Annotated in this window: 11 protein-coding genes; 7 read left to right on the forward strand and 4 right to left on the reverse strand. The window is 65.9% G+C overall.

The window, feature by feature from the left end:
* Positions 1-225 precede the first annotated feature (225 nt).
* Positions 226-1,983 (reverse strand): L-aspartate oxidase, encoded by a 1,758-nt coding sequence (locus ACH82I_RS08630; protein ID WP_413336667.1) that lies wholly within the window; start codon positions 1,981-1,983, stop codon positions 226-228.
* Positions 1,984-2,060: 77 nt separating this feature from the next.
* On the opposite strand from ACH82I_RS08630, the gene ACH82I_RS08635 reads away from it, so the two are divergent.
* The 5 genes from ACH82I_RS08635 to ACH82I_RS08655 all read left to right on the forward strand — a co-directional run bounded on the left by ACH82I_RS08635 (position 2,061) and on the right by ACH82I_RS08655 (position 6,348).
* Entirely contained in the window at positions 2,061-2,999 is a 939-nt protein-coding gene (locus tag ACH82I_RS08635) for a LysR family transcriptional regulator (RefSeq protein WP_230748375.1), read from the forward strand.
* 76 nt (positions 3,000-3,075) lie between these two features.
* The gene (locus ACH82I_RS08640; protein ID WP_413336668.1) at positions 3,076-3,789 is read left to right on the forward strand and encodes a GOLPH3/VPS74 family protein; all 714 of its coding nucleotides are present in this window, start codon (positions 3,076-3,078) and stop codon (positions 3,787-3,789) included.
* A gap of 96 nt (positions 3,790-3,885) precedes the next feature.
* Entirely contained in the window at positions 3,886-4,449 is a 564-nt protein-coding gene (locus tag ACH82I_RS08645) for a hypothetical protein (RefSeq protein WP_413336669.1), read from the forward strand.
* Entirely contained in the window at positions 4,450-5,091 is a 642-nt protein-coding gene (locus ACH82I_RS08650; RefSeq protein ID WP_413336670.1) for an RES family NAD+ phosphorylase, read from the forward strand. It begins immediately after the preceding gene.
* A 57-nt stretch (positions 5,092-5,148) separates the two neighbouring features.
* Positions 5,149-6,348, forward strand: a complete 1,200-nt coding sequence (locus ACH82I_RS08655; RefSeq protein ID WP_413336671.1) for a PQQ-dependent sugar dehydrogenase — start codon at positions 5,149-5,151, stop codon at positions 6,346-6,348.
* Between the two features lie 208 nt (positions 6,349-6,556).
* Here ACH82I_RS08655 and ACH82I_RS08660 read toward each other — a convergent pair whose 3' ends face one another.
* Both ACH82I_RS08660 and ACH82I_RS08665 read right to left on the reverse strand, forming a co-directional pair.
* Positions 6,557-7,216 (reverse strand): copper resistance protein CopC, encoded by a 660-nt coding sequence (locus ACH82I_RS08660; protein WP_413336672.1) that lies wholly within the window; start codon positions 7,214-7,216, stop codon positions 6,557-6,559.
* Positions 7,217-7,269: 53 nt separating this feature from the next.
* On the reverse strand, positions 7,270-7,815 hold the full coding sequence (locus ACH82I_RS08665; protein WP_230748363.1) for a low molecular weight protein-tyrosine-phosphatase: 546 nt from the start codon (positions 7,813-7,815) through the stop codon (positions 7,270-7,272).
* A 95-nt stretch (positions 7,816-7,910) separates the two neighbouring features.
* On the opposite strand from ACH82I_RS08665, the gene ACH82I_RS08670 reads away from it, so the two are divergent.
* On the forward strand, positions 7,911-9,875 hold the full coding sequence (locus ACH82I_RS08670) for a M13 family metallopeptidase (RefSeq protein ID WP_413336673.1): 1,965 nt from the start codon (positions 7,911-7,913) through the stop codon (positions 9,873-9,875).
* Positions 9,876-9,975: 100 nt separating this feature from the next.
* Here the strand turns inward: ACH82I_RS08670 and ACH82I_RS08675 are convergent, their stop codons facing one another.
* Entirely contained in the window at positions 9,976-11,424 is a 1,449-nt protein-coding gene (locus ACH82I_RS08675; protein ID WP_413336674.1) for a DUF1684 domain-containing protein, read from the reverse strand.
* A 166-nt stretch (positions 11,425-11,590) separates the two neighbouring features.
* Between ACH82I_RS08675 and ACH82I_RS08680 the strand changes: the two genes are divergently transcribed.
* Positions 11,591-12,955 (forward strand): M18 family aminopeptidase, encoded by a 1,365-nt coding sequence (locus ACH82I_RS08680; protein ID WP_413336675.1) that lies wholly within the window; start codon positions 11,591-11,593, stop codon positions 12,953-12,955.
* Positions 12,956-13,288: the final 333 nt, after the last annotated feature.

The raw sequence follows: 13,288 nt of genomic DNA on the forward strand, positions 1-13,288 counted from the left end.
CACCTCCTGACGCCATCTTCACACCCGCTTCGTCGGTGGGTTGGGTGCTGGGGCGCGTTCGGCGCAGGGCGCGCGCCGGGCCACTACGCACCGAGAGTGACACAACCTACCGTTCCTCCTGTAGGACGTGTCACTCTTAAAAGTGGGCTACCCCCACAAACACCTGACGGCGTCCCAGCTCCCTGGCGCCAGGGAGCTGGGACGCCGTCAGGTAGCAGTGGGAGGTCACTCCACGAGCTTGCCGACCTGGCTGATCTCGTCGGCGCGCATAAGCGACTCGACATCGGGATCGACCGGCGGAATGTCCTCGCGCACGACTCCCGTCGACGGCGACCAGACGAGGTTGACCTGCAGATGCGGGTCCTGCTCGGGGTAGTCGGACCGATTGTGGCAGCCGCGAGTCTCCCGGCGCTCGAGCGCACATTCGAGGGTCGCGCGGGCCGCGAGCACCGAGGACTTGAGGTCGAAGGCGTGCGAGAGATCGGCGAACCCGGCGATGTCCGGGTGGATGCCGACCGAACCCAGCCTCGCTTCGATGCCCGCGAGCTTCTCCAGTCCGGCGAGCAGCCCGGCCTCGTCCCGGACCACACCCGCGTGCTCAGTCATGAGGTTGCGGACCTCGCGCTGGAGTGCCCGGACGTTCTCCGTGCCGTCCGAGGCGAGCAGTTCGTCGACCTCGCCGCGGGCCTCGGCGAGTGCCTCGGCCGAGCGCACCTGTGCCTCGAGCCCATCGGAGTAGGCCAGGGCGTTCTGCCCGACGATGCGGCCGAAGACGAGGAGTTCGATGAGCGAATTGCCGCCGAGGCGGTTGGCCCCGTGCAGCCCGGACGAGGCCTCGCCGATGGCCCACAGTCCGTCGACGTCGGTGCTGTGGTCGACGGGGTCGACCCACACTCCGCCCATCGAGTAGTGCGCGGTTGGGGCGATCTCGATCGGTGACTGCGTGATGTCGAGCATCTGCGTCTCCATCATCGTCTGGAACACCCGCGGCAGGCGGTTCATGATGGTCTCGCGCGGCAGGTGGGAGACGTCGAGCCAGACGCCGCCGTCCTCGGTGCCGCGGCCCTCGGCGATCTCGGTGTAGGCGGCCAGCGCCACGCGGTCGCGGGTGGACAGCTCCATGCGTTCGGGGTCGTAGCGTTCCATGAACCGCTCGCCGAGGCCATTGCGCAGGATTCCGCCCTCGCCGCGGGCCGCCTCGGAGACCAGTGTTCCGGCCGCATTCTCGGGTTCGATGATGCCCGAGGGGTGGAACTGGACGAGTTCGGCGTCGCGCAGGCGCGCCCCGGCCTCGACGGCCAGACGGAACGAGTCACCGGTGTTCTCGTCCCGACGCGAGGAGGTCCGGCGCCAGATCCGGTTGTGTCCGCCGGCGGCGAGAACGACCGCGTCGGCGTGGATCCGGTAGCCGGTGCCGTCGATGACGTCGAAGCCGTAGGCGCCGAAGACGCGGCCGTCGGCGACGAGGATCTTCGTGATGTAGACGCGGTCGAGGATGGGGACGTTCAGGGCTTCGGCACGATGAATGAGGGCGCGCTGGATTTCCAGGCCCGTGTAGTCTCCGGCGAAAGCGGTGCGACGCCAGGTGTGGGCGCCGAAGAAGCGCTGTGAGATCCGACCGTCGTCCTCCTTCGCGAAGTCCATTCCATATCGCTCCAGGTCGGCGATGCCTTGGGCGGCACCCTGGGTGACGATCTCGACGGTGCGGGGGTTGGCGAGGCCATAGGATTCCTTGATCGTGTCGGCGGCGTGCTGCTGCCAGGTGTCCTCCGGGTCGACCGTGGCCAGGGCGGCGTTGATGCCGCCGGCGGCCAGGGAGGTGTGGGCGTCTTCCTTCGGGCGCTTGCCCACGGCGAGGACATCGACCCCGGCCTCGGCGACCTCGATCGCGGCGCGGAGTCCCGATCCGCCGGTTCCGATGACCAGCACCGAGGTGGAGATTGCGTGTTCTTTGCGGCGGGCATTGCCCTGTGTGGTGTTCATGTTTTCCACGTTAGGTCTGCCTATTACATACGTCCAATGCATTGTTTGACTGGAGTTGATAGCGATATGCTATTGCCATGAATCTGGACCAACTCGCGAGTTTCGTCGAGGTCGCCGCCACCGGCCATTTCACGAGGGCAGCTACCAACCTCCACCTCGCTCAGCCCTCGCTGTCGAGGCAGATCTCCACCCTGGAGAAGGAGCTCGGCGCCGAGCTCTTCCACCGTGCCCACGGGCACATCTCCCTGACCGCGGCGGGAGAGACGCTGCTGCCGACGGCGCGTCGGATGCTCGCCGACGCCGAGGCGGTCCGGCGTGACATGGATGAGCTCGCTGGTCTGCGGAAGGGGCGCATCCGCCTCGGCGCGACCCCGACGCTGTGTGTCAGCCTCGTCGCCGAGGCGATCAGTCGGTTCCACGCCGAACACCCGGGCATCGAGCTCGAACTCATGGAGAAGGGCTCCCGCGAGGTCATCGAGGCCCTCGGCGCCGGCGAGCTCGACCTCGCGCTCATCACCCGGACTTTAGGTCCGGCGGCGCAGATGCCCCGACTGCGCCTGCAGGGGGTGCTCGGGGAGGACCTTGTGGTCATCGCCGCCGCCGGGGGCGAGCTGCTGACCAGTGACACGGTCACCCTCGCCGAGGTGGCCGATCTTCCCCAGGTGCTGTTCCATCACGGATACGACCTCCGTGAGGCCACCTCGGCGGCCTTCGATTCTGCCGGGTTGGCCCCGAACATCCTCGTCGAGGGGGCGGAGATGGATGCGGTGCTCCGTTTCGTCGAGCGCGGGCTCGGCGTCGCCGTGGTCCCGGCCATGGTCCTCGTCGACCGGCCCCAGCTGGCTTCGGCGGAGTTGGTCGAGCCGCGTCTGACCCGCACCGTCAGCCTCGCCACCCGTGCCGATGTGCGCCCGACGATGGCCGCGGCGGCGATGCGCTCGACGATCCTCGACACGGCGCGGGCGCTCACCGCCGAGGACACCGGCCTCGCCGCGCACGTGCGGTTGGTGGGGTGACTTCTGCCCCTGTTGTTCGCAGGCGGCGCCCGACTACAGTGGTGATCGTCAGCCGTAGCCCGTCGAAAGGCCCGCCATGTCCACGACCGCTCCCCTGAACAACAGACTGCTCATCGCCGAGGAGGTCATGCTGCTCATGCTCCCCGACAGCGGCAAGGTCGCCTTCGAACTCGAAAACGCACGCTACCCGCTCGTCGGTGCACTCCTCATCGAACTCGCGACCGGCGGATACCTCGATGTCCGGCAGGAGAAGAAGACCTCGTGGGTGAAAGCGACCGGAAGTCGTGGGGGTACTGCACCCGACGACGGCCTGCTCGCCGAGGCTCTCGCCGCTCTCGGTGATGACGAGCAGAAGGTGTCGAAGTTCGTCGAGAACGAGTTCCCGAAGATCGCCGAGACCGTCCTCGAACGGCTGGTCGAGCGCGGGATCATCGAGAAGGAGGAGACGAAGTCGCTCTGGGTCTTCACGACCACGCAATGGCCGGAGAAGGATCCCCGCCCCGAGTCGGCTCTGCGTTCGACCATCACCGAGGTTCTCGAGGGGCAGAAGGATCCCGACGAGCACACCGGTGCGATCATCGCACTGCTGTCCGCGGCCGGCGTACTCGACAATCTCAAACCGCCGCTGCCGTGGAGCAAGGAGATCAAGAAGCGAGCGACCGAGATCCAGAACTCGAATTGGGGGTCGGTCGCCGTCTCTGCGGCCGTGGAGTCGGTGACCTACGCGGTCACGGCGGCCGTCACCGCGGTCTTCATCGCCACCACCGCCACCGGGGTCATCAACAGCTGAGGGTGGGTCGTCTAGGCGTCAGGCACCCGGAGAGTTGGAAGCCAGATCTTCTCAAACGTTTACATTGCAAGTAGACTGTAAACGGAGGTCCTGATCATGACATCTGCACACGGTTACGAGCAGCCTCGCCAAGCGACACGGCGGCGCAAAGCGGTCGGGGCTGGAGAGATGGCGCAGCAGTTGGCTTCCATGGTGAGCGGCCTGGATACGCCAAGGCAGAAGGAGATCGCGGCGCAGAAGCTCGGTCCTTTTCTGGTCGAGCTGGAGGAAGAGCTCCAGGACGACGCAGCCAAGGAGGCCCATGATCGACTGTACGGGCCGTTCTATACGACCGAACGAACGATGCGTCTGCTGGGCCTGGAGAACCGTCAGGCATTGACCGGCCGCGTGGGTCGAAACACCATCCTGCGTGTGAAGACCGCAGATGGCCGGAACGCCTACCCGGAACTGCAGTTCGAGTCCGGAGACGTCCTCCCGGCGCTGAAGCCCATCCTCCAGCTGATGCTCCCTCATGTCGCCACCGAATGGACCGTATTGGACTGGCTTGTTCACCCCCACCCCGAGTTGCAGAGTCAGCGTCCGATCGACAGTCTCCGCTCAGGTGATGCGGAATCAGTTCTCGCTGCGGCCAGGGCAGACGCTTCGGCATGGGCGGCGTGAGTGAACAAGAGAAGTCGCTCCTACACCAAATGGAATCTCTCTGATGGATCGGCGCTGGCGATCGAGCCCAAGACTCTGCGAAAAGGAGACACGGTATTCCGCTGTCACAGCCGCTTCCTGCAGGATGGAACGCCACAAGGATCTTGGTACTTCTCCAGCAGTTCTGGGCGCTTTGATCTTTCAGCTCCAGAGGGCACTCTCAATACGGCAGAAGATCGATTCGGCGCCGTTCTCGAATCATTCAGCAGTCTGCTTGTCGGCAGAAGCTGGGTGAGGCGAGAAGAGGTGGCCAGCAGGACGCTAGTTGCCCTGGAAATTCCGACCGCTGCAGAACTGACCGATCTGCGGTCGGGAAGCGCTTTGATGGCAGGTGTCGTACCGGGGGAACTTACCGGCGGATACGGCAGTTACATACGGACGCAGTCCCTTGCCGCAGTCGTTCACAGTTCCCAACGAGCTGGACTTGCGGCACCGTTGCGCTTCGGATCCGCGTTTCGGCAAGACGGCTACTACATCTTTGGCGAATCTGGAGCACAGAATTTCCCCGCTGGACAGGAGCTGGCAATCAGCACCGCTCTAGGCGAGATGGGATATGTCATCGTCAACTCCCCGACCAGCACGGAAATCACGCTGATGAGCTGACAACAGTTAGCTTCCCAAGCGGCAGCTGTCGCAACTCACGAAAGGACACCGCAGATCGTGACTCATCCAGGCAGACAGAACAGTCAGACACGAATCGACCTGTTCCGCACCGGGGCCGCGGCCATGTTGGCGAGCCTGCTGGCTGCGTGTTCCTCGGGGTCCGGGGGCGACGATCAGGGCACGGGCGAGCAGGACTCGGGCACCACCTCGGCGGCGGATTCCGGAACCGGGACGGGCACGGACTCAACCGGAGGCACGGCCTCCGGGGCTGAAGTCGCCTCGGGCGAAGCTATCGCCTCGGGGCTCGAGGCACCATGGTCGATCGCCTATGTCGGAGACACACCGCTGATCAGCGAACGCGACTCCGGGCGCATCCTCGAACTGAGCGCGAATGGCGAGGCCCGCGAGATCACTCGCCTCGACGACGTCTCGGCACAGGGCGAATCGGGCCTCCACGGCCTGGCCGTCCACGACGACGAACTCTTCGCCTACTACGCCGCCGACGGAGAGAACCGCATCGAAAGGTTCGCAATATCCGGCGATCCCGGAAGCCTCTCGCTGGGAGAACCCGAGACCGTTCTCGACGGACTCCCTACGGCGAACTTCCACAACGGCGGACGGGTGGCCTTCGGGCCCGACGACATGCTCTACGCCACCCTCGGCGACACCGGCGACCGAGACAGCGCCCAGGACAGCGAAGCCCTGTCGGGCAAGATTCTGCGCATGACCACAGATGGGGATGCCCCCGAGGACAATCCCTTCGACGACTCACTCGTCTACAGCTACGGTCACCGGAACCCGCAGGGCATCGCCTGGGACTCCGAAGGCACCATGTACGCCTCGGAATTCGGGCAGGACACCTGGGACGAACTCAACGTCATCGAAGCCGGCGGCAACTACGGCTGGCCCGAGGTGGAAGGCATCGCCGGGGAGAACGGCGGGGATTCCGGCAACAGCGGCTCGGGCGACTTCATCGACCCGGTCCAGCAGTGGTCGCCCGATGAGGCGAGCCCCAGCGGCATGGCCATCACCGAGGACAGCATCTTCATCGCCAACCTCCGCGGCGAACGCCTGCGCGAGATTCCGCTCGACGATCTCGCAGACTCGACCGAGCACTGGGCCGGCGAACACGGACGCCTGCGCGACATCGCCGTTGCTCCCGACAGGTCGCTGCAAGTGCTGACGAACAACACCGACGGCCGTGGCGACCCCGGGGACGGCGATGACCGACTGCTCAGCTTCGACCCGGAGTCCTGAGCGTTCGGGCACACCATCGGATCGTCAGCGACCATGATCCGCCGGGATCGGCCGCCGTCGTCCGCCCGCCGGAACCGGCGACCGAACCCGGCCACGTCGCTCGCCCGCCCAACCGACCCCACAAAATGACCGAGGCCTCGGAAGCGATTGCTTCCGAGGCCTCGGCATCGGTGGAGATCCTCTGTGGGATCAGGGGTCGTCCGTCAGATCAGCCGTTTTTCGGGTCTCCCCCGGGGCCCGAACCGGAGTCGTCGCCCTTGGTGCCGGGCAGGCCCTGGGCCTTGCGGCGCATGAGGAGGACGACGATGACGATGATCGCCAGACCGCCCACGGCGAGCAGCACGATCATCGGGGTCGACATGCCCGAGTCGGAATCGGCGGACTCGCCGATCTCACCGCGCTCCTCGGTGTCCTTGCCCGGCTCGTCGACGACCCCGCCGCCGAGTCCGGCCTGCGTGGTCTCCTCGACGGAACCGCCGGCACCCTCGGAGTCCTTGATGTTGAAGTCATAGTCGCCGGAGATCGGATGGCCGTCCTGGGACACGACGCGCCAGGTCACCTTGTAGTCACCGGGCTTGAGATTGTCGGGCAGAGCCACGGACAGCTTCTTGCCGTCGACGGTGAGCTCACCGGCAGAGACGTCGGTGCCGTCGACGACGACCTGCACCTCGGAGCCGACCTCCTGAATGTTTCCGGAGAAGGTCATCTCGAGCCATTCGGGCTGCTGGTCGAGCTCGGCACCGTCCTCGGGATTCGAGGACACCAGCTGGTCGTGGGCACTGGCAGGAGCAAAGGCGAAGACACTCAAGGCAGCCACCAGCAGGGCCGCGAAGCCCAGCCGCAGAGCCGTCCACCGTGATCGAGTCATGTCATATTCTCCTTCAACGAAAATCTTCATCTTCTGCCATCCTGCCTTCAGTATCACCGAGACTGCGTCGCCAACGAGAGCAGATGATCTGTGATTCCTGGCACGGACACCTCTATTGTCTCAAGAGTTTCTTCGAAATCCTGCAATTCCCCGCCCCACGGGTCCGGCACGTCGGTCGCGGGGGCACCTGCGGCACCCGCCTCGGCACCTCCACTCGCCTCGGCGCGGGCTCCACTCACCCGCGGATCGAACTCACGCAGCATCCGCAGCTCCGGAACCGCCTCGGCGGGCAGGTCCCGAATGATCTCCTGCAGGGCACGGTAGTGGCGGGCCGTCATCGCAATCGCGACGTCACGCTCGGCCAGCCATTCGGGCGTGATCTGCCGCGCCGCATGATCATCCGTGCGGTACCCGGCAGCCTCGAGCACACGCGCCTGACGTGGGTCGATGGGGTTGCCGGCCTCCTCGTCGCTGATGCCGGCGGAGTCGACGACCGCCGTGGCACCGTTGATCTCGAGATGATGCTCGAGCACGCGTTCGGCCGTGACCGAGCGGCAGATGTTGCCCGTGCACACGAACACCACAGATGCCATACTCATATGTTCCTCCTCATCGCCTGCGAAGGTCCTCCGGTGCGCGGACCGGCCCGGTTCTTTCGGCACATTCGCCCTCACGATCACGATACTGTTGCACCATGACTTCTGAAACTCCGAACGCCTCGGCGCGCCCCGAAACGTCGGCCGCACGCCCGCAGGACGACCTGTACCGGCACATCAACGGCGAGTGGATCGACTCCTTCACCATCCCCGGCGACCGCGCCGGTGACGGGGCCATGCGGGAGCTCTTCGACACCGCGGAGACCAAGGTCCGCGACATCATCACCTCCGTCTCCGACTCCGTGCAGGAACCCGGCAGCGAAGGCCAGAAAGTCGCCGACCTCTTCACCTCCTTCATGGACGTCGACCGGATCAACGAACTCGGCGTGCACCCCCTGGACTCCTCGTTCGCGGCGATCGACGCCGCCGAGGACAAGTCCGAACTCGCCGCACTGCTCGCCCGCTTCGAGATCGAAGGCATCGGCGGGGTGCTCGGTGGCTATGTCACCGCCGATGCGAAAGACTCCGACGTCTACGCCCTCTACCTCGACCAGGCCGGCATCTCCCTGCCCGACGAGGACTACTACTTCAACGACGACCACGCCGAGGTGCGCGCGAAGTTCCTCGCGCACGTGCAGAAGATGTCCGCCCTGGCAGGCCTCGGTGAGAAGAGCGGAATCTCCGACGACGAGGTGGCCGCCAAGGTGATGGCGTTCGAAACCGCCCTGGCCCGCCACCATTGGGACCGGGTCGCCTGCCGGGACGCGGAGAAGACCTACAACAAGGTCTCGATCTCCGAACTGAGCGACCTCGGCCCCGAATTCGACTTCGACTCATGGCTCGGGGTGCTCACCGCCGAGGCTGCGGACCTGCGCTACCTCGTCATCGGACAGCCCTCGTTCGTCACCGGCATGGCCAAGGTGTGGGCCGAGACCGACCTCGAGACGATCAAGACCTGGCTGCGCTTCGTCGTCGTCTCCGACACTGCCTCACTGCTGGCCGACGAGTTCGTCGAAGAGAACTTCGACTTCAACTCCCGCACCCTCTCCGGCACCCCTGAGCTGCGAGAACGCTGGAAGCGCGGCGTCGGGCTCGTGCAGGGCCTCCTCGGTGAGGCTGTGGGCAAACTCTACGTCGCAGCCGAGTTCCCACCGGCGGCCAAGGACGCCATCGACCACCTCGTGGCCAGGCTCATCGAGGCCTACGAGAAGTCGATCACCGAACTCGACTGGATGAGCGCGGAGACCAAGGAACGCGCCCTGGTCAAGCTCTCGAAATTCACCCCGAAGGTCGGCTACCCCGAGGTGTGGCGCGAGTACCCGGCGGCCATCGATGGGGGCGACCTCGTCGGCAATGTGCGCCGCTGCGCACGTGCCGAACACGAGCGGCAGGTGCGCCGGATCGGCGGACCGATCGACCGCACCGAATGGCTGATGACCCCGCAGACCGTCAACGCCTACTACCACCCGGTGATGAACGAGATCGTCTTCCCCGCCGCGATCCTCCAGCCCCCGTTCTTCGACGCTTCCGGCGATGTGGCGGCGAACTTCGGAGCGATCGGGGCGGTCATCGGCCACGAGATCGGGCACGGCTTCGACGATCAGGGCTCACGCTATGACGGCGACGGCAACCTCGTCGACTGGTGGACCGAGTCGGACCGGGAACTTTTCGAGCAGCGCACGAATGCCCTCATCGCCCAGTACGAGGCGCTGGTGCCCGCCGGGCTCGAGGCTTCGCAGCACGTCAACGGGGCGCTGACCGTCGGTGAGAACATCGGCGACCTGGGTGGACTCTCCATCGGCTGGAAGGCCCTCGAACTCGAACTGGGCGTGACGCCGAGTCGGGAACAGGCACGAACCTTCTTCGAAGCCTGGGCGAAGGCATGGCGGTCGAAGATGCGCACCGAGGAGCGCGTGCGCCGGCTCTCGATCGACCCGCATGCCCCCGAGGAATTCCGCTGCAACCAGGTCGTGAAGAACATGACGGCCTTCCACGACACCTACGGAGTCACCGAGGCCGACGACATGTACCTCGCCCCCGAGCAGCGCGTGACCATCTGGTAGGACTGCCCAGGTCTCTCACCCTCCCACTGCTACCTGACGGGGGCCCAGCTACCTCGCGCAAGGTGGCTGGGCTCCCGTCAGGTAGCAGTGGGGAGTGGTGTCAGCGATGCTGGCGGATGAGGGCGACCATGCGGAAGTCGAATTCCTGCCAGCTGGTGATCGGGGCGTTGTCCCGCATCGCCGCCTCGAGGTCCTCGATCTCCGTGCGCTCGGATTCGAGCGGGATGTCGAAGGGCATCTCGACGTAGATGAGGCCGCTGGCATCGGTGTGCACAATGTCGAATCCGGCCCTGCGCGGGTCGAGTTCGTTGTTCATCACGATGAGCAATCGGTCGGACGACGGCTCGTATTCGGATTCGATGCCGTCCCTGTAGCCCTCCTGCTCCCGCAGCTCCCGCTGGGCGCGGATGACGAACTCCGCGTAGGCGCCGATGCCGATGACCGGAATGCGCGATGTCAGCGCCTCGGTGGCCACCTTGACCAGTCGTGACCTGGCCTTGCGTCCGAGCGGGCTGAGGTCGCCGCCGGACATCGCGACCCCGTCGAAGCCGACGAGCGAGACCTCGCCGTCGTCGAGATTCGGGTTGAGCACGGTGATGTCGAGGCCGAAGCGGGAGTACCAGGGCCGGGTCACCTCGGCGCTCTCCTCGTCCCACCAGACGTAGAACAGGAACGGCACGTTGATCCCGGCATCCGAGTAGAAGAACGGGGGCCGCCGCTCACCGGCCGTGACGTCGAAGGGCACGACGTTGCCTGCGATCGGGGCGGGGCAGGTGGCGAAGGCTGTGAACGCGAACGGGTAGTTCACCGCGCGGTTGAAGTCGATGACCAGCGATCCGTCCTGATTCGGCACGCCCAGGTCGATCGTCCTCCACGCCGAGGTGGTCCGACCGTTCGTCGAATCGTGGAAGTCGAGTTGGAGTCCGGTGGCGGGACATCCCGTGGCCAGGAGTCGGACCTCGCCGTCCTCGGTCTCGAAGCTGACGACGCCGGCGGCGGTGGCCTGCAGGGTAAGGTCCTCTTGGGCGGATTCGATGGTGTGTGTCTCGAAAGGGTCGAAGCGGGTGAACTTGCCGAGGAAGACGAACGACGGGTCGGGGTCAAAGACCGGGACTTCGAAGAACTTGCCCAGCAGCGGGGACTTCGAGTCACGGACCCGGATGCCCAGGCGACCGCCGCGGTCGATGAGTTCGTAGAGCACGCTGCCGATGGTGAACCAGTTGAGCGAACCACCAGCCGGCAGTCTGGCGCTGAAGCCGTTGTCCGTCACTCGCACCTGCACCTCGGGGGCATCGACGTCGCTCTCTTCAGAGGCATCGGCCCGGCCCATCAGGTCGAATGTGGCGGCGGCGGGTCCGGCCTTGATTCCGGACTCGAGGGTCACGGTCACCCAGCCGTCCTCGACGGCGAAGGTCCCCGGCGCCTCGGGCCAGGTCAATGATTCGTCGAGCCAGTGCAGGCCGACCACGCTCAGCCATCCGAAGGGGGTCGCCAGTGCAGAGTTCCGAGAATCCCGCCACGTGTTCCATTCGGTCACGAACTGGTTCACTTCGAACACTCCTTGCACTTGATGTACCTGTCGCGGGTGGTGCGGTGCCGACGACCCGGGTGTTGGTCAACCGAGCCGTTCGGCGAGGTATTCCCCGACGGTGTTCGCCGCCAGGAGAGAACAAACCCCTTGTGGTCAAAGCTACCGCAAAGGATAGGCTGTGGAAATGAGTGAATCGCACGTGAGACTCCAGACGAATGCACAGGTCGCAGACGATCTGAGCGATTTCATCAGCTCCTCCCCGAGCTCCTATCATGCCGTCGCCACGGCGGCCGCCCGACTCGAGGCCGCAGGCTTCGTCCGGCTCGAGGAATCCGAGAAATGGTCGCTTGCGGCGGGTCAGCGCAGCTACGTCGTCCGCGACGGCGCGATCATCGCCTGGATCACCCCGACGTCGAACCCCACGGGCGGGACAGCCGCCTCGGCGCCGGGCTCCGTGACGACCGCGAACCCCACGGACGGCACCGTCCCTGCCTTCCGCGTCTTCGGCTCCCACACCGACTCCCCCGCGTTCAAGCTCAAGCCCGGCGAGGAATTCACCGCCGAGGGCACCCGGCAGGTCGGCGTCGAGGTCTACGGCGGCCCTCTGCTCAACTCCTGGCTCGACCGTGAACTCGCCTTCGCCGGCAGGCTCAGCCTCGCCGATGGCAGTGTGGTCCTCACCCGGACCGGGCCGATCGCCCGCATCCCGCAGCTAGCCATCCACCTCGACCGGCAGGTCAACGAGGGCCTGACCTTGGATAAGCAACGTCACACCACCCCGGTCATCGGCCTGGCCGACCTCGCCGAGGCCGATGTCATCGAGCTGCTCGCCGCCTCCGCCGAGGTGGATCCCGAGCTCGTCGTCGGCCACGACGTCTACACGATCCCCGTCCAGGCGCCGGGACTCTTCGGAACCGCCGAGGAGTTCTTCGCCTCGCCGAGGCTGGACAACCTGCTCTCCGTCCACGCCGGCATCACCGCCCTGACCTCAGTCGATGCCGAGTCTCTCGACAGCATTGCGCTCTTCGCCGGCTTCGATCACGAGGAGATCGGTTCGAGCTCACGCTCCGGTGCGTGCGGACCGTTCCTCGCCGATGCCACCGAACGCATCATCGCAGCCCTCTACCCCGAATCGATCCGCAGCGACTATCTCGCCGCCCTGGCCGGCTCGGTCTGCGTGTCCTCGGACGCCGGGCATGCCGCCCACCCGAACTATCCGGAACGCCACGATCCGCATGTCCGCCCCCGCCTCGGCGCGGGCCCTCTGCTCAAGCTCAATGCTCAGCAGCGCTACGCCACGGACGCCGTGGGCACGGCCGCCTGGTCACGGGCGTGCACGGCCGTCGGGGTCAAGTACCAGGATTTCGTGTCGAACAATGCGATGCCGTGCGGTTCGACGATCGGCCCACTGACCGCGACCCGGCTGGGCATGACCACCGTCGATGTCGGACCGGCCCTGTATTCGATGCACTCGGCCCGTGAGATGGTCGCGATCAGCGACGTCGTCGCCTTGGGCGCCGCGGCGAAGGCGTTCCTGCAGGGAGCCTGAGCGCGAATTCGCGGGCATTCCCGCTTTGGGAATGAGCCGGCCCGGGGTCCCCAACGGGGTACCGACCTTGGTTCGGTACCGATGGGGCGGAACCGGAAACTACTTCGACGACCGGTCCGGGCGCCCGATCAACAGTTACGTCGAGAACAACGTCGCGTGCGACGACTTTTTCGCCGTAAGTGTTGACTGAGCCGCGCCTCAGTCGTGGGAGACGACTTTTTCGACGTAACCGTTGACCGAGGCGGGCTCCCCGCTCCTCAGGCGCCTGCTCAGCCTCCCCAGCGCCCTTACTTGTTCAGCCCGGCGAGCACCTTCTGCGATCCGGGGTGGAGG

This window comes from Brevibacterium sp. GP-SGM9 (genome assembly GCF_047300845.1).
Classification (GTDB): Bacteria; Actinomycetota; Actinomycetes; order Actinomycetales; family Brevibacteriaceae; genus Brevibacterium.

What these genes read in the sequence shown, in the direction of transcription:
- ACH82I_RS08630 (WP_413336667.1), bottom strand. Translation starts at nt 1,983, where the DNA reads ATGAACACCACACAGGGCAATGCCCGCCGCAAAGAACACGCAATCTCC.
- ACH82I_RS08635 (WP_230748375.1), top strand. Translation starts at nt 2,061, where the DNA reads ATGAATCTGGACCAACTCGCGAGTTTCGTCGAGGTCGCCGCCACCGGC.
- ACH82I_RS08640 (WP_413336668.1), top strand. Translation starts at nt 3,076, where the DNA reads ATGTCCACGACCGCTCCCCTGAACAACAGACTGCTCATCGCCGAGGAG.
- ACH82I_RS08645 (WP_413336669.1), top strand. Translation starts at nt 3,886, where the DNA reads ATGACATCTGCACACGGTTACGAGCAGCCTCGCCAAGCGACACGGCGG.
- ACH82I_RS08660 (WP_413336672.1), bottom strand. Translation starts at nt 7,216, where the DNA reads ATGACTCGATCACGGTGGACGGCTCTGCGGCTGGGCTTCGCGGCCCTG.
- ACH82I_RS08665 (WP_230748363.1), bottom strand. Translation starts at nt 7,815, where the DNA reads ATGAGTATGGCATCTGTGGTGTTCGTGTGCACGGGCAACATCTGCCGC.
- ACH82I_RS08670 (WP_413336673.1), top strand. Translation starts at nt 7,911, where the DNA reads ATGACTTCTGAAACTCCGAACGCCTCGGCGCGCCCCGAAACGTCGGCC.
- ACH82I_RS08680 (WP_413336675.1), top strand. Translation starts at nt 11,591, where the DNA reads ATGAGTGAATCGCACGTGAGACTCCAGACGAATGCACAGGTCGCAGAC.